The organism is Mitsuaria sp. 7 (assembly GCF_001653795.1).
In the GTDB taxonomy this organism is placed as follows: Bacteria; Pseudomonadota; Gammaproteobacteria; order Burkholderiales; family Burkholderiaceae_C; genus Roseateles.
This window is the reverse complement of the sequence record NZ_CP011514.1, coordinates 5,149,068-5,169,133: the sequence shown is the minus strand read 5'-3', so window position 1 is coordinate 5,169,133 and position 20,066 is coordinate 5,149,068. Positions and strand designations below refer to the sequence as shown.

Below are 20,066 nucleotides of genomic sequence, written 5' to 3'. Positions count from 1 at the left end.
CGGACCTTGTTGGCGTCGTTGATGAGTGGGCGGCGACAATCCGCTTCCCATGAATTGCCGCCCCTCCTGCGCCGCCTGTTGCATCGCACCGTCGATCAGCAGTCCCATCCCTGGCATGCCCGACGGCAAGCCAGCCGGCGTGCGCTGCATCCAGCTCGATGAGGCGTTGCGCTGCAAGATCTTTGGTCAACCAGAGCGGCCCGCCGTGTGCGGATCGCTGCCGCCGTCGGAAGACATGTGCGGTGACTCCCGGGAGCAGGCGATGCGCTGGCTCGGGTGGATGGAAGAAGAGACCCGCCCCGTCTGACCGCCGCGGCTATCCCTCTCTCCGGGGAGAGGCGGAGGCCCGGCCGTGCCGTATCCTCTCGCCCCAAACAAGGAGGGAGTTACGAATGAAGCAGTGGGTGCTGTGGCTGCCGTTGCTCTTGGCGCCGATCGACGGTGCTTGGGCGATCAACAAGTGCACGAACAAGGATGGCACCGTCTCGTTCCAGGACGCGCCTTGTCCGCGGGAGGCGGAGTCCAAGGAAATCGAGATCAAGGTGACGCCGTCGTCTTCGCGGCAGACTTCCGACCCGCGAATGCCTTCGCTGCCGAGTCTCGCGCGCGTGACCGATCAACGCGTGCATCGCGCTTCCCGGGCGACCGCCGAAGTGGAAGCGATTGCGCTCAAGGCCCGGGACTGCCGCAACCACCTGTCCTTGGCCGGCAAGGATAGAAGCGACACCTGCAAGCGTTTCGCGGAACAGTCGGAAGCTCAACTCAAGCCGCAGGTCGACACGCTGCGCGACCTGAGTGAAGACTTCGATTTCCGCCAGAAGTACCGCCTCTACTTTGACCGCAGCGGCGTTGCCGCACGCTCGGCGGCCATCGACACGCTCGCCATCAAGGAGATGCTCGCCGAGGCGACGGCCACGGCCGCTTCCGCGCCGAAGACATTGCAGCCCAAGAAGAACGACATCCGCAGCTGATGCAGCGGGGCGGTCGCCGCCCGGCACGGGGTCCTGAAAGCACGCTGACAGCGCGCCCCGCGTAGAGTCGGAGTTTCCAGAAGAACCTATCGGAGACTCCGCATGATCCCCATCGACGAGGACCGCCGCCGCTTCCTCCTGCAGTCCGCCGCGCTCGGCGCCGCAGGCACCGCGCTCGGCACGTCGCTTCCCGCCTTGGCGCAATCGACCTGGCCCTCGCGCAATGTGCGTTTCGTCGTGCCCTTCGCGCCGGGGGGCAGCAGTGAGATCGTCGCCCGTGCTACCGCAGCCGAACTCAGCAAGACGCTGGGACAGTCGGTCTATGTCGACAACAAGCCCGGCGGCGGCGGCAACATCGCGATGGGCGAGGTCGCCCGAGCGGAAGATCAGCACACGCTGATCCTCGGCCACATCGGCACGCTGGCGGTGAATCCGTACATCTACGACAAGCTGCCCTACGACCCCAACCGCGACTTCAAGCCCATCACGCTGCTGGCAAAGGTGCCCAGCCTCTACGTCGTCCACCCGGACGTGCCGGCGCGAAACCTGAAGGAATGGGTCGCTCTCGTGCGCAAGAATCCGGGCAAGTTCAGCTACGGCTCAGCAGGCAACGGCAGTGCGGGGCATCTGGCGATGGAGTATCTGAAGATGGTCGCCGACCTCTTCATCCTCCACGTGCCGTACCGCGGCACCGGTCCACAATTGACGGATCTGCTCGCGGGGCGGCTTGAGGCGGCCTCGGTGGGCGCGCCGGCCATCATGCAGTTCATCAAGGCTGGCAAGCTGCGCTGCATCGCGACGGGCTCCAAGGAGCGACTGCCGCAGCTGCCCGACGTGCCGACGGTTGCGGAGCAGGGCTACCCTGGCTTCGAGATGACGCAGTGGTATGGCCTGTGTGCGCCGGCCAATCTGGCGCAAGCCAACGCCGACAAGCTGGCGGTCGAATCGGTGAAGGCGATCCGTTCCGCCTCGGCCCGGGAGCGCTTGAGCCATGATGCGGCTGAAGCCGTCGGCAATACGCCAGCGCAGTTCACCGCATTCATCGCGCAGGAGCAACAGCGTTGGAAGCAGGTCGTGACCCGCGCGAAGATCAAGCCCGATTGATCGGAAGAGACGAGACTCGCGGGGGGCGGCTCAGCGGTGCTGGACCGATCGCAGATCCTGCACCACGCGTCCGCCCTGGAGGCTGACCACGCGCTGCGCCGCCGCGATGGTCTCGGGGCGATGCGCGATGACGATCCGCGTCAGCGACAGCTGGCGCAGGCTCGCATTGACAAGCCGTTCCCGCTCCACGTCGAGCGCGCTGGTGGCTTCGTCCAGGAACAGGAAGTGTGGCCGCTTGTACAGCGCGCGCGCCAGCAGGATGCGCTGGCGCTGACCGCCGGACAGGCTCGATCCCATGTCGCCGATCAAGGTCTGCAGTCGCATCGGCATGGCCTCGATGTCCTCGAGCACACAGGCAAGCCTTGCGCACTCGCGCACCCAGTCCGGATCGACATCGAGATCGAAGAAGCTGATGTTGTCGGCAATGCTGCCGGCGAACAGCTGGTCGTCCTGCATCACCGTACCGATGCGCTCACGCCAGGCGTGGGCGCCCAACTGCGCGAGTGCCACACCGCCAATGCGGATCTCGCCGTGCTGCGGCGCATGGATGCCGAGCATCAGTTTCATCAGCGTGGTCTTGCCGCAGCCCGAGGGGCCGACGATCGCGACCGACTCACCGGGTTCGATGCGCAGAGAGCACCCGGCGATGACCTCCGGCTCGCCATCGGCGTAGCGGAAACGCAGACCGTCGAGCTCCAGCGCCGCGTCGTGCGGCACTGCGCGACCGGGCGCTTCGAACTCAGCCTCTGGCGCGGTCAGCACGATGTCGGCTAGCCGCTCGCCCTGAAGGCGCAACATCTTCAGCGCGACCAGTTTGTCGATCAGCCCGGCGATGCGCTGACTGAACTGATCCTTGTAGGCGAGGAAGGCAAACAGCATCCCCACCGACAGCGCGTTGTCCAGCACCAGCATCGCGCCCATCGCGACGATCGCGACGCGCTCCAGGCCGAACAGCAGCTTGTTGCCTTGCGCCATGCCGAGTTCGAGCTTGCGACCGGTCAGTGACGCGTTCATCTGCTCGACGATCAGGTTGGCGAAGCGTGCCCCGCGGTCTGCCTGCGCGTTGAAGAGCTTGATCGCCTGCGCGCCGCGCAGCGATTCGAGAAAGTGCGTGTTCTGGCGGGCTTCGTGGGTCAGCGCCTCTTCCTGCGCATCGCGCAGCGGGCGGAAGCAGATCCATCGCAACAGCGCATAGCCCGCCACCGCGGTCAGCGCGACCGCTGTCAGGCGCCCACTGTAGAGCACCATCATCGCCAAGGTCAGGAGCACCATCAGTCCATCGAGGACGGCTTCAATGAAGCTGCCCGTGAGCGTCTTCTGGATCTCCTGCACGCTGGAGAATCGCGACCAGATGTCGCCCAGATGGCGTTTCTCGAACCACGCGAGCGGCAGCCGCAGCAAGTGCGAGAACACGTTGGAAAGCCACTGCAGGTTGAGCGATGCCGACAGGATCATCACCGCCCACGAGCGAAGCAGTCCCACACCCACCTGCAGCAGGACCAGAAGCGCGAAGCCGATGCCCAGCGTCACGAGCAAGTCGCGGTCGGCGCTGACGATGACACCGTCGACGGCCCATTGCAGCAGGAAAGGCGCCAGCAGTCCGAGCAGCTCAAGCCCAAGGGCGAGGGCCAGGACTTGCGCGATCGAGCGTTTCAACCCGGTCACGTGACCGAGCAATTGGCGCCACTTCGGCGCCGGCGCTGGCGCCTTGCGCGCGAAGTCCATGCCCGGGCGCAATTCGAGCGCGACCCCGGTGAAATGCTTGGAGACCTCGGCCAGCATCAGCCGACGTTCGCCATGCGCGGGATCGAGGATGACGACGCGGTCGCCGTCGACACGTTCCAGCACGACGAAGTGGTTGAAGTCCCAGTGCAGGACGCAAGGCGTCTGCAGCTTGTGCAGCGTGTGCGGCTCGGCGCGCAACGCGCGGGCGGTGAGACCGAGTTGCGCACCCATGCGCACCAGGTCCGCCATCGTCAGGCCCTTGAGAGAGACCGCGAAACGGTCGCGCAACTCGCCAAGCGCCCAGCGCTGGCCATGTGCGCTGGCAACCATGGCGAGGCACGCGAGGCCGCACTCCGCAGCCTCGGTCTGCAGGATGACGGGCCGGCGGCGGCTCCAACCGAGGTTCAACCGAGGCAGGACACTGCCGGACGAGGCGCCTGCAACGGAGGAGTCGGTAGAGGAGGGGGCGTCAGACACGGCGGACGAGACTCAGCAGCGGTTCGAAGATCCACTCGATCAGACGACGCCGTTCGAGCAGCACATCAGCTTCGAGCAGCATACCGGGGCTGAGCGTTTGGTCCTGCCCGTAGGCTTCGACGGACTGGCGCTGGAGTTGCACGGTGATGCGGTACATCGGCTCGCCCTGCGCCATGGCGGCGGGCAAGCCGAGTTGCGCAAGCTCCGAGGCCTGCAGCGGCGTGCGTGAGACCTGCAGTACTTCGCCCTGCTGCTGGCCGAATTTCTGATACGGAAAGGCCTGGTAGCGCAGCAGCACCGCCTGATGCGGACGCAGAAAGCCGACGGCGCTGGAGGGGGCGTAGAGGTGCGCCAGCAAGGGCGTGTGCGCGGGGAGCAGGACGGCGAGTTGCGTGCCGGCCTGGACCACCTGTCCGGGCTCGGCGAGCACGGTGCTCATCTGGCCGTCGCTGGGGGCACGCAGCACGAGACGGCGACGCGCCTCGTTCTCGACACCTTGAGCCTGCAGCGCGGCGATGTCACGTGCGAGCACCCCTTGCTGGACTTGCGCCTTCAACGGAATCGACTGAAGCTCAGCTTGCAAGCCCAACGCCTCCCGCTGCAGGTTCTCGCGCTCTCGCGCCAGCGCCTGCCGTTGGGCCTGCAAGCCAAGCAACTCCTCCCGCTTGGTCTGGACCTGGGCACTCGACACGAACTGGTCTTTCGCCAGCGATTCGAGACGTCCCAGACTCTGCTGCGCCAGCGCTTCGCGCTGGGCATGCAGTTGCAGCTCGGCGTCAGCCTGCTGCAGTGTGGATGCGAGCGTGGCGATCCGTGCCTTCAGCGACGTCGCCTGGCTCTGCGCAAGTTCCCGTTGCTGCTCCTGCGCGGCGCCCAGCGATTGCTCACGATCCTTCAAGGTCCTCGACAGGCCATCGCCGGTCGGGTTTGTGCTGTCGAGCGACAGTACAAACAGCACGTCACCTTCGCGAACCTGCTGCCCGTCCTGGACGGGTCGTGCCATCACGGTCGAACTCTGCGGCACGCTCAACCGCATCACGCCCCGTTCGGGCACCAGCAGGCCGCTGACGCGGGCCTTGCGGGTGTATTCGGTGCTGAACAGAAAGACCCCGACGGCGATTACGCCGCCCAGCGCCAGAATGCTCAGCCATTTCAACGTGGGCGGTCTATGCAATTGGACCGAACCCAACCAGGCCTGTTGTTGCGAGGCTTGCGCCTCGGCGCGGAACAGGGCCACCACGATCTGCTACGCCTTGTTGCGAACCTGACGGTTCGCGAAGCAGGGAGGACTTACCAAGTGCCCTTCGGCGCGGGTTCGACCTCTGCGGCAGACACGTCGACGAAGACGGTCTGGCCTGTGAGCCAAGTGCCCTTCGGAGCACCACCGCCGACGTGCACCAAGGACTGCAGGTCCAACTCGACCAGACCTTCTTCGACTTGCGTGTTGACGGCGACGTTTTGTGGTTGGGCTTGCATGAGAGGCTCCAGATTCGGTGACGTGCCCAGGAATTTGTTGAGCACGGAACGGATTGAAGCAGCGTGCGGACGCCCGCATAACTGTCAGCTCTTACAGTGTTTACAAGCCGGCGCCAGAGGCAGCATCAGCGAATCAGGCCCAGCCGCAGGGCCTTGAGCACTGCCTGATGCTTGTTGGAGCACGCCAGCTTGTGCATCGCATTGTTGATGTGCAGGACGGCCGTACGTTCGGTGATGCTGAGGATCGCGCCGACTTCCCAGGCGGTCTTTCCTTCCATCGTCCAGTGCAGGCACTCGAGCTCGCGTGGCGTGAGCCGTGGCGATTCGGTGACCTTCTCTTCCGGCAGCAGCACGCGCAACGCGGTGTCCACGGCGTGCACGGCGAACAGCTGAAGATCCGCGACCATGCGCGTCAACTGGCCCGAGTCGCTGGGAAGCGGCTGGTCGCGATCGACGCCGAGCACGAAATGCCGCCCCTCGGGCAGATGCAGCGCCAGGCAGATGCCGGTGCTGTAGCCGAATTGCGCCTGCGATTCCCAGATGTCGCTGGCCCCGTGACGGGCGTAAGTCTGACGATCCCAGACGATCGGCATGCTGTTGCGCTTGCAGTGCTGCATCACCGGGTCGCGGCGGCCGAACTCCGGCGCGTGCATCACTTCGGCGTAGCCCACCGGGCAGTTGTCGATGGTGATGAACTCGGTCTCGGCCAGGGTGTGATCGACGACCGTGATGGCCGATACCGTCTGGAAGTCCAGCTTATGCGCGAAGCGAATCACCTCACTGCGGAACTCGTCGCGTGAGCGGGCTTCCAGGACTGATTGATAACCGCCTTGCAGCATTGATCGCTCCGGCCCGTGGCCGGCCTAGTGGGCCTCTTCGGTCGCTGTGGCGGACCTGCTCGCCTGTCTGTGATCCGCCACGCACCCCATCGGGCCGCATAGGTCACGTGACGCATTCACGCCCCTGACAGGGTTTACAGCTGGCGAGTCGACCGCTTCGTGACCACACTTCTGGTCAAGGGGAGAAGCAGCAACCGCCGATCCGCAATAGCCAAACCAAACAATTCTGACAATGACACCAGCTTGGATTGTGTACGCGTGGCCACGAATATTGTGTGATGTCCAGCGTTTGCCCCGCTTACAGTTCGCGCATTTGAGCACGCGCGTGTTGGTGACGGGAGACGAGGATCACCCGGCCATGGGGCAAACCCTGTGGAGCGGTGAATCCGAGTTCGGTGCCGCCGGCGTGGCGTGGGATTGGGTGCGCATGCCTTACGGCGTCGTCTCGATGGTCGATCCGATGGCGCTCGTGACCAACATGCAGTTCCTGAACGGCGAAGGCGAGGTGCTCGCGCCGATCGAATCGGCGATCCAGCTCAACGGCATCGTGCATATGCTGCCGTGGCAGGAGCAGGTCCAGTTGGCGCTCGCCACGCGCCACTGAGCGAGTCGGCTGCCGCCCGTTCACCGCGCCACCGCCGCGCGCATGGAGCGGGCCACCAGCGCCAACCCGCCGAACGTGAGTGCGGCGCCGACGATCACCGTCGGCATCACCTTCGCAAAGGTCAAGGGCTCACCCTTGAGCACCTGCATCATGAGCTGGTTCTGACCCAGCCCCGGCACCCACAGGTGCCAGGAAGCCCCCCCTCCTGGATTGACGATCGCCACCATCGGTGTGAGGGCGATGGCTGTGATCACGAGCGTCGTGCTGGCCTGCGCCTCCTTGAAGGTCTTGGTGCGGATCGCCAGCGCCATCAGCACTGCGGACAGTCCCGCGCCCAGCGGGATCTGCAGCAGCAGGAAGCGCAGTGCCTCGCTCCAGCCGAACTGGAACATCGCGGCAAGCGCGTCGCTCCGCATCAGCCATTGGCCCGGAAGGAAGCTGAGGTTGGAGAGCACCGCCACCAGCAGACCCGCCATCAGCACCGCGGCCCACTTGCCCGCGACGATCGCTGAATGCGGCGCCGGGTTGACCAGCAACGGCTCGAGCGAACCGCGCTCGCGTTCGCCCGCGGTGCTGTCGAGCGCCGCGGTCAGTGCGCCATAGAGCACCGCCATCATGATGAACATCGGCAGCATCTGCGTCAGCCGCGTGGAGCGTGCCTGCATACTGGCAAGGTCGCGTTCCCGGACGTCGATTGGGCGCAGCTGCTGCGCGCCGATGCCGCGCATCGCGAGGGTCAGCGTCGCGCGTTCGCTGCTGAAGCCTTGCAGCAGGCGGCCGAGCGCGCCGACGCCGGCCTCGGCGCGCTGGTTGGCGCTGTCGCTGACGATCTCCACCGTCGCGGGTTCACCGCCGGCGAGCAGCGTCTCGAAGTCCGCCGGCACGACGAGCACCGGATCCGCGAGCTTCGAGTTCCTCAGGCGCGCCTCGTAGTCGGCGGGCGCCGGCTTGATCGTGTAGGTCTGACGCTCGATGTAGTTGCGCAGCGTCGGGGCATGCTCGATGCCTGCGACGAGCACCTCGCGCTGCTCGGCGCGTTCCTGCAGCGAGGCCGCCAGCCCCGACATCAGGGTCAGCATCAGAGGACCCATCAGGACCGACGGGATCAGCAGGCGAAGCAGCGTGCGGCGGTCGCGGAGGGCGTCGAGGATCTCCTTGGCGAAGACCGTCCGGAAGGCTTTGAAGAACGGGCCGTTCATGCGGACTCCAGTCGTGCGGGCGCGACGTCAGGGAAGGCGAGGTCGACGAAGGCGTCCTCGAAGCGTTGGCGACCGGTCTGCGCGAGCAGTCCGTCGACGGTGCCCGTGGCCACCGAACGGCCATGGGACATCACCACGACCTGATCGCAGAGCTGTTCCACCTCCTGCATGATGTGGCTGGAGAAGACGATGCACTTGCCGCCGCCCTCGGGCGAACGCAGGTGACGCAGGACCTCGCGCAGCGCGCGCGTGGCCACGACGTCCAGACCGTTGGTGGGCTCGTCCAGCACGATGTTCGCCGGATCGTGGACGAGCGCGCGGGCCAGCGCGGTCTTCATCCGCTCCCCCTGGCTGAAGCCTTCGGCGCGGCGATCGAGGATGGCCCGCAGGTCCAGCAGCTCGGCCAGTGATTCGGCGCGTGCCTGCGCCTGATCCATCGGCATGTCCTGCAATCGCGCGAAGTAGACGATGTTCTCGCGCGCCGTGAGTCGCGGATACAGGCCGTGCGCGTCGCCGAGGATGCCCATCCGCGCCAGCGCCGCGCGCGGCTGCTTGAGCACGTCGAGGCCGTCGACCTCGATGCTGCCCTGGTCGGGCGGGAACAGGCCGGCGAGCATCCGCAGCGACGTGGTCTTGCCGGCGCCGTTGGGGCCGAGCAGGCCGGTGATGCGACCGTTGGGCGCATCGAGGTTCAACTGCTGGACGGCGACCACCGTGCGGGCCGAGCCCTTCTTGCCGAACATCGACGCCAGCGAACCACCGCCGCGGGTCTGGAAGGTCTTGTGGAGCGCATGCAGGCGGATCATCGATCGGACTCCCGGGCGGCGGAGGCTGCGGCCGCGATGGTGGCCGGCGTGGGGGGCAGGAATGCGGGTGGGCGGGGCACGCCCTTGGCGCAGCTCGCGTCCACCTGGAGCGCGTCGGCGTCGCGCGGTGCGTCGATGAAGCGGAACAGCACGTCGCGCATGCAGGGCAGGGTCAGCGCGACGCCGTGACCGGCGGTGCCGACGACGACATGGCGGGCCTGATCACCCAGGGCAACCTTGACGCGTTGCCCATGCCGCTCCGGCGTGGCGGGATCATTGCCGCCGCTGGTGAGCAGGACGGGGGTCTTCGTCGCCGGGATCGTGTAGAACGCCGACGGCACCTCGCCGCGCGGCCACGCACTGCAGACGCGGGCATAGAGATCGCGGTCCAGCGTGCCGAAGTCCGGTGCGGGTGCTTCGGTCGACGCCGCGATGCGCGGCGCGTCCTCGGCGCAGACAACGGAGAAGTGCATGCCTTCGAAGATCCGCATCGCGCGTGAGCCGCCGCCCAACTGTCCGGCCAGGCCGGCCAACGCGTCGAAGCGTCCCAGCGACGCCTCGTGCAGCGCGGCAGGAAGCGCTGCGGCGACGCCGGGGGCGTACAGCGGCGGCCGGACCAGGCCGAGCAGGCCTTCACGCGTCAGCGTGACCTCTTCGGGTCGACCGGTCAGTGGATGCGTGAACGAGACCTTGCGCGGCAGGCCCTTGAGCAAGGCTTGCCATTCCGACTGAAGACCGGGGAAGCGCGCCGCGCAGGCCGCATCGGCCGCACAGGCGGCGAACACGGCATCCAGCGCGCGCTGCGAGTCCTGCGAGAACGTGACTGGCAGCACCATGTCCGGCGGAGCGACGCCGTCGATGACGTTGCGCCGCACGCGATCGGGGAACTGGCGCTGGTACTCGAGCGCCGCGCGGGTGCCGTAGGACGCGCCGACCAGGTTCCAGCGTTCGACGCCCAGTGCCGCGCGCACGGCGTCCATGTCCTGCATCGCGATCGTCGTCGTGAAGAAGCGCAGGTCGCCGTAAGGCAGCTGCTTCAGCGCATCGCGGCACTGTTCCAGCAGTCGCACCTTGGCGCCGGGCTTCAGGAGTTCGTCGAGACTGCGGGCGCTGTTGTCCGGGCAGGCCAGCGGCGCCGAGCGTCCCGTGCCGCGCTGGTCGATGAAGACGAGATCGCGGCGGTAGTTCAGCCGCGACAGCCGCGGCATCACGGTGGCTGTCAGCGCGATGGCGCTCTGACCGGGACCGCCGGCAAGCAGCAGCACCGGATCCGGCAGCTTGTTGCGCGCCAACGCGGGCACGACGACGTAATGGACGTCGATGCGGGCGCCGTCCGGGCGGGCCGGATCCAGCGGACGCTGGAGGCTGCCGCACAGGATCTCGGTGGCCACGCCTTCGACGCGGCAGGGCTGCAAGGCCCGCGCGGACGCCTCGGCCCGCGCCTCGTTGCCGGTGAAACCCGCCACGGCGGCCGTCGCCATCAAGGCCAGGGTGTGGATCGGCCGGGCTCGGGGGGCAGGACTTGCCCCGGGACGCATCGTCATCAACTCGCTCCTCCATGGTGCCCGGCGATTATGGCGAGCAGGAGGCGCTTGGCAGGGTGCCTTCGGTCAGCTTTCCGATCTGCTTTCCCTGCGACCGAACATCCCCCAACCCTCCATGCTCATGACCTGTTCATCCTTCTGGTTGAAGACTTCCCAGGCCGAACGCACCAGGCCGATCTGCGGACGGCTGCGGCTGGCCTTGGTCTCCAGCACGGACATGCGCACCCGCAGCGTGTCGCCGGGGCGCACCGGCTTGAGCCAGCGCAGGTTGTCGATGCCGGGCGATCCCTGGCTGGTGGAATCCAGCAGGTAGGCATCGCACATCATGCGCATGACCAGCGCGCAGGTCTGCCAGCCGCTGATCGACAGTCCGCCCAGCACCGAGGCGTCGGCGGCGGCTTCGTCCAGATGCAGCGGCTGCGGGTCGTAGGCGGCGGCGAAGGCGAGACCTTCCTCCCGGTCGACCAGGCGCGAGCCGAATTCGCGCACCTGGCCGACGGTGAAGTCCTCGAACGCGTAGGTCTTGGCGGGGGAATCGGTGCTCATGGCGGGACCCTTGGACTGGATGTCGACCGGCGGACTGTACGAGTAGGATCGAAGACCCTGAAGGAGACCCCCCATGAAGCTCTATTACAGCCCCGGCGCCTGTTCGCTGTCGCCCCACATCGTCCTGCGCGAGGCGGGCCTGGCCTTCGAGCCGGTGATGGCCAGCACCAAGACCCACAAGCTGCAGGACGGTACCGACTACTACGGCATCAACCCCAAGGGCTACGTCCCGCTGCTGGAGCTGGACGACGGCCAGCGCCTGAGCGAAGGCCCGGCGATCATCCAGTACATCGCCGACCAGGCGCCGGACAAGCAGCTCGCGCCGGCCAACGGCACGATGGCCCGCTACCGGCTGCAGGAGTGGCTCAACTTCATCACCACCGAGCTGCACAAGACCTTCAGCCCGTTGTTCAACCCGGCGATCTCCGACGACGCCAAGGGCGTCTTCCGGACCAAGCTGCACGAGCGCTTCAAGTGGGTCGACGGGCAACTCGCCGGCAAGCAGTTCCTGATGGGCGACCAGTTCTCGGTGGCCGACGCCTACCTGTTCACCGTCTCGAACTGGGGCCAGCATGTCGGCGTCGATCTGGCCGGCTACCCGGACCTGGTCGCCTACCGCGGCCGCATCGCGGCGCGGCCGGCGGTCCAGGAAGCGATGAAGGCCGAAGGCCTGGTGAAGTAAGCCGGGAAGGAGAGGGGCATCAGCCCTTCTTCTTGAGCAGCGATTCGCAGGCACCCTTGTCGCCGGCCTCCTGTCTGGCGCAGACGCCGTCCAGCTGGGTGCGCAGACGTGAGAGCGAGGCGTCATGCTGTCCGCTCGCGTTCCACGCCACCAGCTGGCTGCCGACCTTCTGCAACGAGCGCGCGCTGCGCTCGTAGAAGGCGCCCTTGTCCTTCTCGGCCTCGGCCAGCAACTGGGCCGCGGCCTTCTCGATGCGGGCCGAATCCTGCGGCGCGAGTTCAACCAGCGCGCTCAGGTAGTTGGAGCCCCATTGCAGGCGGGTGGCGGGTCCCTCGCTCTTGTTGAAGGCCTCCTCGTACCAGCGCAGCGCCTCTTCCTTCTTGCCCTGCTTGCGCGCGTTGCTGCCGAGCGAGCTCATCAGGTAGTACGGGCTGTGGCTCTTGGCGATGCTGGCCTTCAGCAGCGCGTCGCTGTCGCTCCACAGGCCGGCGCGTCCGAGCAGGTAGGCCGCCGACGTGATCACCGCCTGGCGTTCGTAGCCGTCGGTGACTTCCTTGTCGACCTTGGCGGCATGCGTCCTGACCTCGCCGAGCAGCGGGGCGGGCAACTTGGGCGCGAGCTCGTCCTTCTTCTGGTCCAGGCGTGCCAGCTCGACACGGGCCAGCAACGACTGCAGCCGGTCGGCGCGCGACAGCGAGGCGTCGGCCTCGAAGCGCTTCAGCGCGACGTCGAACTTCGCGACCAGCGCCTGCCGGTCGGCACCCGCTGCGGGGGCCAGCGCGCGCACGATGTCGTCGCCGTTGTTGCTCAGCACGTCCATCTGGGCACGGGCGGCGGCCGGGTCGGCCAGCACCTGCTCGACCCGCGCACGCAGCGTGGCGTCGGCCTTCAATGAGCCGCCGCCTTCAGTCGCGGCGAGCGCCTTCAGCCACAAGCGGGTGGTGGTCTCGTCGTCGACGCCCTGGCTGGCGGCGGCCAGCTTCGCCAGCAGCGCGGGACGCTGAGCGGCCGGCACCAGCTGCTGTTCATCGGTCTCCCAGGAATAGAAGCCGAGCAGCTTCCATTCGTTGGCGGAGATCTTCTTGCCGGCCTGCGCGTCGGCCAGCACGGTCTTCACGGGACGACCGCCCGCGAGGCCGAGCTGCAGCACGCGCAGCACCTGCGGCGCATCGACCTCGCCCGGCAGACGGGTGAGTTCCTGGCCGTCGTTGCTGAACAGGATCATCGTCGGATAGCCGCGCACCTTGAAACGCGCGCCCAGGCGCTGCGCGCCGGGGTTGTCACCGTCGATATGCACCGCGACGAAGGCGCGCGACTGCTCGATGAAGTCGGCGCGATTGAACAACGTCGCCTTCAGCTGGTTGCACGGCGGACACCACTTGGCACCCCAGTACAGCAGCACCGGCTTCTTCTCGCCGCGGGCCTGGGTGAAGGCCCGCTCGATGTCGGCGTCGCCGGAGGCTTCCTGCCACGACACCGAGGCCGAGGCGCTGGCCGCCAGGGCCGTGGGCATCAGCGCCGGCAAGGCGCCGATCGTCGACAAGGCGGCGGCGAGTGCGGTCAGACGGGCGGCCGAACGGAGACGACGGGCCATCGAGGTGGAGAAGGTCATGGCGGAATCGCGGCCTCGTGAGCCGGTCGATGTCGAGGAAGCTGCCATTGTGGCGCTCCGCCGCCGGATCCGATATGCGGGACGCTTCTAAGCTTGCGTGGCACTAGGGCGCGTTCCCCCATCCCAGGGCGCAAGGCGCCCAGCGCCCACCATGCTTCCTGGCTCACTCCCCTCGCTCGCGGCCGCATCGGCCGCCGATACCGACGCGGGCCCGGAGTCCGCTCCCGCCACCGATCGCGCGAGCCGATCCGAGCCCAGTTGGCTGTCGACCTCCGACTGGCACCGTTGTTCGGACGACTTCGACCGCTGCACGCTGGTCGAGTTGCAGCGCTGGGTCTGGGTCGTGATGGCCGTGACCCTGCGCCTCGACGAGGATGAGCCCTGGTGTCATCACGCCGAGCGTGCCGTGAAGGCCCAGGAGCACCTGAACACGGACCGCCCGGATCCCGACGAACTGGCGTCGATCCGGGCATGGTTGCACCAGGTCCGGCGTGATGCCGGCGCCATGCGGCATCCGGCCGATCCCGCGCCACGTTCTCCGGATACGCAGAGGAATGAACCGGCGCGCGATGGCGTCGTTCCCGCGGCGACCGTGAGAGCAGGGACCAGCGGCTCGGCAGTTGATGGCGAGGCGCTCCGTGCGATCCTGAAGTTTAGATCGAGCCTGCCGGCGCCGGCCAAGGATCTGCTGCGGGAAGTGCGCTTCATTGCCGTCCCGCCGGCGGACATCGCTCGAGGGACGGAGCCGGTCACATCGGTCGGGGCGGTCCTGTCACATGGACCGCTGGCCTCGATGGATGAAGAGCGACGGCAGATCCTCATTTCGGGCACCCCGCGCCAATGGGATGCGCTGGAGGTCGAGCAGCGCATCCAGTTCGCGCGGCCGGAGCGTGCCGAGGTGTCCGCGATCTGGCTCGCGGTGGCGCACATGCTGGAAACGGTCGCGTCGCCGCGCGGCCGTGAGGATCAGTTCCTGCGCGCGCTCCATCAGGAAGAAGGTGGGCGGGGCGAGGCCGAGGCACCCACCCGGGAGTCGCTCGCCGTGTGGTTGCTCGCCCGTGCCTTGACGGGACATTGGCCGAAGGATCATCGGGCGGTACGCTTTCTCCGTCGCTTCCTGGGCCCGCCCGACGGCGGTCAGGCCTTCCCTGGCGGATCCTGAGTCGCGGCCGCGCTCCCCGTTCCCGACGGACGTTTCGCCCGCAGGATCGCACCGCGTTCGAGGCTTTCCGCGGACCACTGCGCCCGGACGTCGTAGTACTCCGGCACGGCCGGCGTATCGGGCGGCAAGGAGACCCAGGGCTGCTTGGAAGCGGTGAAGATGTGGATGTCCGGCGGCAGGCGGTCCGGCTCATCGAGCGTGCCGACACGCACGAATCGCACGGCGTCGCCACCGCCGGCGTAGTTGCTCCAGACGGCGATCGCGCAGCTCGGGCAACGCCAGATCTTCTGGCCCTTGCCGCTTTCGCTCGGATTCATGAAGGGGACCGGCTCGCCGGCCAGGAGCTCGACGCGGTCGGCCTCGATCATCGCGTTGAGCGCGAAGGCCGCGCCGCTGGCGCGCTGGCACCAGCGGCAGTGGCAGCAGTGGACGATCAGCGGGCGGCTGGTCATGCGGTAGCGGACCTGGCGGCAGTCGCAGCCGCCTTCGAAAACGTCAGGCGTGTCGGATGTGTCGTTCATGGCGTCTCCCTCGTGATGCGAGCGCGCAGGATACCGGTCCGAAAACGGCCATCGCCGGAGCGCGAGCCGCGCGATCCGGGGACGACGGAGGTCACCCGTCGCGCGGGCGTCAGACCTCGCCCAGGAAGTCCTGGCCTTCGTCGAGCGGTGCCGCCTCCGGCGCGGCCTTGGCGAGCGTCATCCAGGTCGCGAAATCCGGCTTCATCGCGCGGCGCGGCGCGGGCCGGCCAAGTTCGAAACGCAGGCCCTCGCCCCCGTTCAGGTCGTGTGCGAACAGCACGCCGAAGGCCGGCGGAATCTCCTCGACCTCGGCGATGCCGGCGCGCAGCACGTACCAGCACTGGCCGCTGAGCGCGAGGTAGGCCTGCGACTTCGCCGGGCGGCGGAGCTCCGACAACAGGTCGGCCCGGCTGACCTTGATCTCGTGCACCGCCGGTTCGAGGTAGTCCTCGACGGTGGTGTTGCGCACCGAATAGACGTCCGGCATGGCATTGACCCATCGCATCCGTTCGGGTTCGTCCTCGCGCGGCAGGCCGGCGCGCAGGGACAGCCCGCGCCACACGATGCGCCCCGCGCGCTGCAGCTCGACGGCCATGCGGGCGACGAGGTCCTCGTGGCGATCGCGTGCGGTGCGGTTCTTCTGAAGTCCGAGGTGCAGCGCCTCGATGCCGGGCGCGGTCAGCCGCAAGGTCTCCCGGCCGTGCGTGTCCACGCGGCGTTCCAGCCAGCCCAGCGCCAGCAATTCCACCTCCAGCATGTCCTGGCACGGCCAGCCGGCCGAGCGCCAGAGCTGGCGCAGGCGGCGGACCTGGAACACGGTCGGGCGGGGCGGCGTCGTGGACATCCCACGATGTTGCCGCATGCGCCGGACGAAGGGCGTCAGCAGCGATGGACAAAAAAAGGCCACGCCTCGTGAGAGGACGTGGCCAACAGGGAGGAGGGTGCGCCGGGCCGCGATCGATTCGACGGCGGTGCCGGGTCTTGCGCTGAGTGGCCGCCGGGCCGGGAGCCGTTCCCGGTCGAGGCCACCTGGCGCCGTGTCAGTCGGTCAGTTCGAGGAGCGCTCGCGGCGCAGCGAGCCGACCATCGCGTTGTTGTCGCCCATCACGAAGACGGTGTAGACGTAGCCCGCCTGGATGCCCAGTTCGCTCAGGCTGTAGACCGGTGTCGTCGAGGACGGCGAGGTCACCGTCAGCAGGGCGGACGTCGATGCCGCGGTCGTCTGCGGCGACGACGAGGTGCCGGCCACCACGTTCGATGCCAGCGCGCTGTAGTCGACATTGAGCGTCAGCCCGGTGGTGGCGCTCGCCACGCCGTTGACGAGGCGGATCTTGGCCGTCGTCGTCGGGCTGGTCGGCAGCCGGTTGTCATCGGTCAGGACGGCCAGCTTCGGATCCGCCGCCGTGCCCCACACCATCAGCGTGTAGTCGCTGCCGGCGGTCAGCGCCGGCTTCGTGAACGACATCAGCGCGCCGTTGACGTAGACCGACAGGTCCGCCGTGCCGGCGGAGACCGTCGTGTAGTCGCCGATCGTGGGCGCCACGGAGGTCGGCATCAGCGAGGTCTGGCCGATCGAGCCCGAGACCAACGCGCTGCCCCCCACCGCGGCCACCAGGCGGGCCCGGACGGTCGTGTTGGGGAAGTTGGCGGTGGTGCCCTGCTGCAGCAGCTGGATGCCGTTGACCAGCACGCCGCCGGTGCTGCCCGTGAGGATCAGCGTCGAGACGCCGGTCGACGGCAGCGAGAGGCTGGGAATGTCCAGCCGCAGATCGGTCTTGGAGCTGGCGGCGGTGATCCGGACGCGGAAGGTGCCGCTGTTGAGCGTGATGTAGCCGCTGCCAGAGCCGGTCGCGATGCCGCTCGCCACGGTCGACGCGGTGTCCAGCGACTCGTCGGCGCCGGTGACGTAGACGTCCATCGCGCCGGCGTCCGGCGCCAGGTTCAGCACCAGCAGCTTGGACTTGCCGGTGGCCGCCGCGTCCTGGTCTTCCTGCAGCAGCGTCGTGCGGACCGAGCCCGCCGAGCCGTACGCGATCATCGTGTAATGGCTGCCGGAGGCCAGCGTCGGCGTCGACGACGCCAGCGTGCTGCCGACGTTGTTGCTCTGCACCTCGGTGCCGGTGGCATCCGTCTTCACGTCGGCATAGCTGCCCACGCCGGCATAGGCGACGCCGGTGTTCACCGTCGTGCTGTCCACGGCCATGTCCAGCGCGGCGTAGCCGATGCTGGCGTTGAGGAGGCGCATCTGCGCCGAGCTGCTGTCGCCGCCGCCGCCACAGGCGGTCAGCAGGGCGGCGGTGGCCACGCTCAGGCCCCAGGCCCAGGTCTTGAATCGCATCGTCCGACACTCCGATTGAGAATGCGGCGATTGAACGCGGACCGTGTTGCTGGGGCTTGTGGCCGCTTGCCAGCTTTGTGAACTTCGATATCAACGCCGACACAGAGTGGCGGGCGTCGCTGGTACCACCTCTCTAAACGCGCGCCGTCTCCGGCGCTAGCATCCGCGCGATGAATGCCTACCCGCAGCTGCTGTCGCCCCTGGACCTGGGATTCACGACCCTCAAGAACCGCGTGCTCATGGGCAGCATGCACACCGGGCTCGAGGACTCGCGCAAGCACATCGACCGTCTGGCCGAGTACTTCGCCGAGCGCGCCCGGGGTCAGGTCGGCCTGATCGTCACCGGCGGCTACGCGCCCAACATCGCCGGCTGGACCAAGCCCTTCGCCGGCACGCTGATGACAGGCGGCGCCGCGCGGCGGCACCAGGCCATCACCCGCGCCGTGCATGGCGAAGGCGGCAAGATCGCGCTGCAGATCCTGCACACCGGCCGCTACGGCTACCACCCGTTCAACGTGGCGCCGTCGGCGTTGAAGTCGCCGATCTCGCCGTTCACGCCGCATGCGTTGAGCGAGCGCGGCATCGAGCGCCAGATCCGCGCCTTCGTCCGCTGCGCCGTGCTGGCGCGCGAGGCGGGCTACGACGGCGTCGAGGTGATGGGCTCCGAGGGCTACTTCATCAACCAGTTCCTCATTGCCGCCACCAACCAGCGCAGCGATGCCTGGGGCGGCGACTTCGAACGCCGCATGCGGCTGCCGGTGGAGATCCTCACCCGCATGCGCGCGGCGGTCGGCCCGGACTTCATCATCATCTACCGGCTGTCGATGCTGGACCTGGTCCCCGACGGCGGCAACTGGGACGAGGTGCTGCAACTGGCGCGGGCCGTGGCAAAGGCCGGCGCCACCATCATCAACACCGGCATCGGCTGGCACGAGGCCCGCATCCCGACGATCGCGACCAGCGTGCCGCGCGCCGGATTCGCCTGGGTCACGAAGAAGCTGCGCGACCAGCTGCACGCCGAGGGCATCCGCACGCCGCTGATCACCAGCAACCGCATCAACACCCCGGAGGTCGCCGAGTCGGTGCTGGCCGACGGCTCGGCGGACATGGTGTCGATGGCGCGTCCGCTGCTGGCCGATCCGGCCTTCGTGCGCAAGGCCGCGGAGGGCCGCGCCGACGAGATCAATACCTGCATCGCCTGCAACCAGGCCTGCCTGGATCACGTGTTCAAGCAGGAGGTGGCGTCCTGCCTGGTGAATCCGAGAGCCGGCCACGAGACCCTGCTGCGCATCGTCCCCGTCGCCGCGGGGCAGGCGCGCAAGCGCGTCGCCGTCGTCGGCGCGGGACCGGCCGGCCTGGCCGCCGCGACGACGCTCGCCGAGCGCGGTCACCACGTCACGCTGATCGACGCGGCCCAGGAGATCGGGGGCCAGTTCAACCTCGCCAAGCGGATCCCGGGCAAGGAGGAGTTCCACGAGACGCTGCGCTACTTCAAGCGGCGGCTGGAGCTGCTCGGCGTTTCGCCGCAACTGGGGCGGCGCGTGAGCGCCGCGGACCTGATGGACTACGACGAGGTGCTGCTCGCCACCGGCGTCACGCCCCGCGATCCGCGCATCCCGGGCCAGGACGAAGGCATCGCCCGGGGTCAGGTCTTGACCTACCTCGAGGTCCTGCGCGGAGAAAAGCCGGTCGGGCGTCGTGTCGCGGTCGTGGGCGCGGGCGGCATCGGCTTCGACGTGGCGGAGTTCCTGCTCGAACAGGGCCACTCGCTGGCACTCGACGCACCGGCGTGGCGCAGGCATTGGGGCGTGGGCGATCCTGAGCAGACGCGCGGCGGGCTCGTGCGTCCGCAACCCGAGCCGGCCGATCGTGAGGTCACCCTGCTGCAGCGACGCGCCGGCAAGCTCGGCGCGGGCCTGGGCAAGACCACCGGATGGATCCATCGCGCCGCGTTGAAGACGCACGGTGTACGGATGGTCGGCGGGGTGCAGTACGAGCGCATCGACGAGCACGGACTCTGGATCAGCCAGGGCGAAGATCGCACCGATCCCGAGCGCATCGACTGCGACACCATCGTGCTGTGCGCGGGCCAGGAACCGCTGCGCGAACTCGAGGCGCCGCTGCGCGCGGCGGGCCGGTCGGTGCAGCTGATCGGCGGTTCGGCCGAAGCCAAAGAATTGGATGCAAAGCGTGCAATCTTGCAGGGAACGCGAGTGGCGGCCTCGCTGTAACCCCTAGCAACATTTTCCGACCGGCATGGATACTCCGCCGGTCGCGCTTGAGGGAACGTCCGCCACACGCGGACGACGCCGACATGGGGCCAGCTGTTGCCCCTCCATTCATAAAAAGATCCTTGGGTGAGCCATGCGTCTTCGCCTGAACCGTCGTTGGGGGTGCCTTGCCGCGTCCGCGCTTCTGCCTGCGTGCCTGAGCACGTCGGCATGGGCGGGTGCGTCCGCG

General features: G+C 68.0%; 19 protein-coding genes. 7 read left to right on the top strand and 12 right to left on the bottom strand.

From position 1 onward, the window contains the following. Positions 1 to 49: 49 nt before the first annotated feature. The 3 genes from ABE85_RS22730 to ABE85_RS22720 all read left to right on the top strand — a co-directional run bounded on the left by ABE85_RS22730 (position 50) and on the right by ABE85_RS22720 (position 2,075). A complete protein-coding gene (locus ABE85_RS22730; RefSeq protein ID WP_067280155.1) occupies positions 50 to 307 on the top strand; it encodes a YkgJ family cysteine cluster protein in 258 nt (85 codons plus the stop codon). 85 nt (positions 308 to 392) lie between these two features. After that, positions 393 to 971 (top strand): DUF4124 domain-containing protein, encoded by a 579-nt coding sequence (locus ABE85_RS22725; protein WP_067280152.1) that lies wholly within the window; start codon positions 393 to 395, stop codon positions 969 to 971. Positions 972 to 1,073: 102 nt separating this feature from the next. After that, complete coding sequence (locus ABE85_RS22720) at positions 1,074 to 2,075, top strand: tripartite tricarboxylate transporter substrate binding protein (RefSeq protein WP_067280149.1); 1,002 nt, start codon at positions 1,074 to 1,076, stop codon at positions 2,073 to 2,075. Positions 2,076 to 2,105: 30 nt separating this feature from the next. Here the strand turns inward: ABE85_RS22720 and ABE85_RS22715 are convergent, their stop codons facing one another. From ABE85_RS22715 to ABE85_RS22700, 4 genes are all read right to left on the bottom strand, one after another. Then, positions 2,106 to 4,277: a peptidase domain-containing ABC transporter gene (locus ABE85_RS22715; protein ID WP_409072559.1), complete on the bottom strand. Its 2,172-nt coding sequence runs from the start codon at positions 4,275 to 4,277 to the stop codon at positions 2,106 to 2,108. Then, complete coding sequence (locus ABE85_RS22710) at positions 4,270 to 5,514, bottom strand: HlyD family secretion protein (protein WP_067283368.1); 1,245 nt, start codon at positions 5,512 to 5,514, stop codon at positions 4,270 to 4,272. Before ABE85_RS22710 ends, ABE85_RS22715 begins: the two co-directional genes overlap by 8 nt. Positions 5,515 to 5,567: 53 nt before the next feature. After that, the gene (locus ABE85_RS22705) at positions 5,568 to 5,753 is read right to left on the bottom strand and encodes a hypothetical protein (RefSeq protein WP_067280142.1); all 186 of its coding nucleotides are present in this window, start codon (positions 5,751 to 5,753) and stop codon (positions 5,568 to 5,570) included. 125 nt (positions 5,754 to 5,878) lie between these two features. Beyond that, on the bottom strand, positions 5,879 to 6,592 hold the full coding sequence (locus ABE85_RS22700; protein WP_067280140.1) for a LuxR family transcriptional regulator: 714 nt from the start codon (positions 6,590 to 6,592) through the stop codon (positions 5,879 to 5,881). A gap of 358 nt (positions 6,593 to 6,950) precedes the next feature. Here ABE85_RS22700 and ABE85_RS22695 point away from each other — a divergent pair, with 358 nt between their 5' ends. Beyond that, entirely contained in the window at positions 6,951 to 7,196 is a 246-nt protein-coding gene (locus ABE85_RS22695) for a hypothetical protein (protein ID WP_067280137.1), read from the top strand. Positions 7,197 to 7,216: 20 nt separating this feature from the next. Here ABE85_RS22695 and ABE85_RS22690 read toward each other — a convergent pair whose 3' ends face one another. The 4 genes from ABE85_RS22690 to ABE85_RS22675 all read right to left on the bottom strand — a co-directional run bounded on the left by ABE85_RS22690 (position 7,217) and on the right by ABE85_RS22675 (position 11,291). Beyond that, positions 7,217 to 8,395, bottom strand: a complete 1,179-nt coding sequence (locus ABE85_RS22690; RefSeq protein WP_067280134.1) for an ABC transporter permease — start codon at positions 8,393 to 8,395, stop codon at positions 7,217 to 7,219. Next, positions 8,392 to 9,201: an ATP-binding cassette domain-containing protein gene (locus tag ABE85_RS22685; protein ID WP_067280131.1), complete on the bottom strand. Its 810-nt coding sequence runs from the start codon at positions 9,199 to 9,201 to the stop codon at positions 8,392 to 8,394. The genes ABE85_RS22690 and ABE85_RS22685 overlap by 4 nt, the downstream gene beginning before the upstream one ends. Next, on the bottom strand, positions 9,198 to 10,745 hold the full coding sequence (locus ABE85_RS22680; RefSeq protein ID WP_231993160.1) for an alpha/beta hydrolase: 1,548 nt from the start codon (positions 10,743 to 10,745) through the stop codon (positions 9,198 to 9,200). The genes ABE85_RS22685 and ABE85_RS22680 overlap by 4 nt, the downstream gene beginning before the upstream one ends. Positions 10,746 to 10,811: 66 nt before the next feature. Beyond that, positions 10,812 to 11,291, bottom strand: coding sequence for a MaoC family dehydratase (locus ABE85_RS22675; protein WP_067280124.1), 480 nt, complete (start codon positions 11,289 to 11,291; stop codon positions 10,812 to 10,814). A 73-nt stretch (positions 11,292 to 11,364) separates the two neighbouring features. Between ABE85_RS22675 and gstA the strand changes: the two genes are divergently transcribed. After that, positions 11,365 to 11,973 carry a glutathione transferase GstA gene (gene gstA / locus ABE85_RS22670; RefSeq protein WP_067280121.1) on the top strand — a complete coding sequence of 203 codons (609 nt, stop codon included), beginning with the start codon at positions 11,365 to 11,367 and terminating at the stop codon, positions 11,971 to 11,973. A gap of 19 nt (positions 11,974 to 11,992) precedes the next feature. Here gstA and ABE85_RS22665 read toward each other — a convergent pair whose 3' ends face one another. Continuing rightward, on the bottom strand, positions 11,993 to 13,585 hold the full coding sequence (locus tag ABE85_RS22665) for a thioredoxin fold domain-containing protein (protein ID WP_067280118.1): 1,593 nt from the start codon (positions 13,583 to 13,585) through the stop codon (positions 11,993 to 11,995). Between the two features lie 151 nt (positions 13,586 to 13,736). Between ABE85_RS22665 and ABE85_RS22660 the strand changes: the two genes are divergently transcribed. Further along, complete coding sequence (locus ABE85_RS22660; protein ID WP_067280113.1) at positions 13,737 to 14,747, top strand: hypothetical protein; 1,011 nt, start codon at positions 13,737 to 13,739, stop codon at positions 14,745 to 14,747. On the opposite strand, the gene ABE85_RS22655 is transcribed toward ABE85_RS22660, so the two are convergent. The 3 genes from ABE85_RS22655 to ABE85_RS22645 form a co-directional block, all read right to left on the bottom strand. Then, the gene (locus tag ABE85_RS22655; RefSeq protein WP_067280110.1) at positions 14,723 to 15,268 is read right to left on the bottom strand and encodes a GFA family protein; all 546 of its coding nucleotides are present in this window, start codon (positions 15,266 to 15,268) and stop codon (positions 14,723 to 14,725) included. The two genes, ABE85_RS22660 and ABE85_RS22655, sit on opposite strands and share 25 nt — an antisense overlap. A 109-nt stretch (positions 15,269 to 15,377) precedes the next feature. Further along, a complete protein-coding gene (locus ABE85_RS22650) occupies positions 15,378 to 16,112 on the bottom strand; it encodes a hypothetical protein (RefSeq protein WP_157522800.1) in 735 nt (244 codons plus the stop codon). Positions 16,113 to 16,316: 204 nt separating this feature from the next. Further along, positions 16,317 to 17,606 carry a DUF4397 domain-containing protein gene (locus ABE85_RS22645; RefSeq protein ID WP_067280104.1) on the bottom strand — a complete coding sequence of 430 codons (1,290 nt, stop codon included), beginning with the start codon at positions 17,604 to 17,606 and terminating at the stop codon, positions 16,317 to 16,319. Between the two features lie 170 nt (positions 17,607 to 17,776). On the opposite strand from ABE85_RS22645, the gene ABE85_RS22640 reads away from it, so the two are divergent. Beyond that, on the top strand, positions 17,777 to 19,837 hold the full coding sequence (locus ABE85_RS22640; RefSeq protein WP_067280100.1) for an FAD-dependent oxidoreductase: 2,061 nt from the start codon (positions 17,777 to 17,779) through the stop codon (positions 19,835 to 19,837). Positions 19,838 to 20,066: the final 229 nt, after the last annotated feature.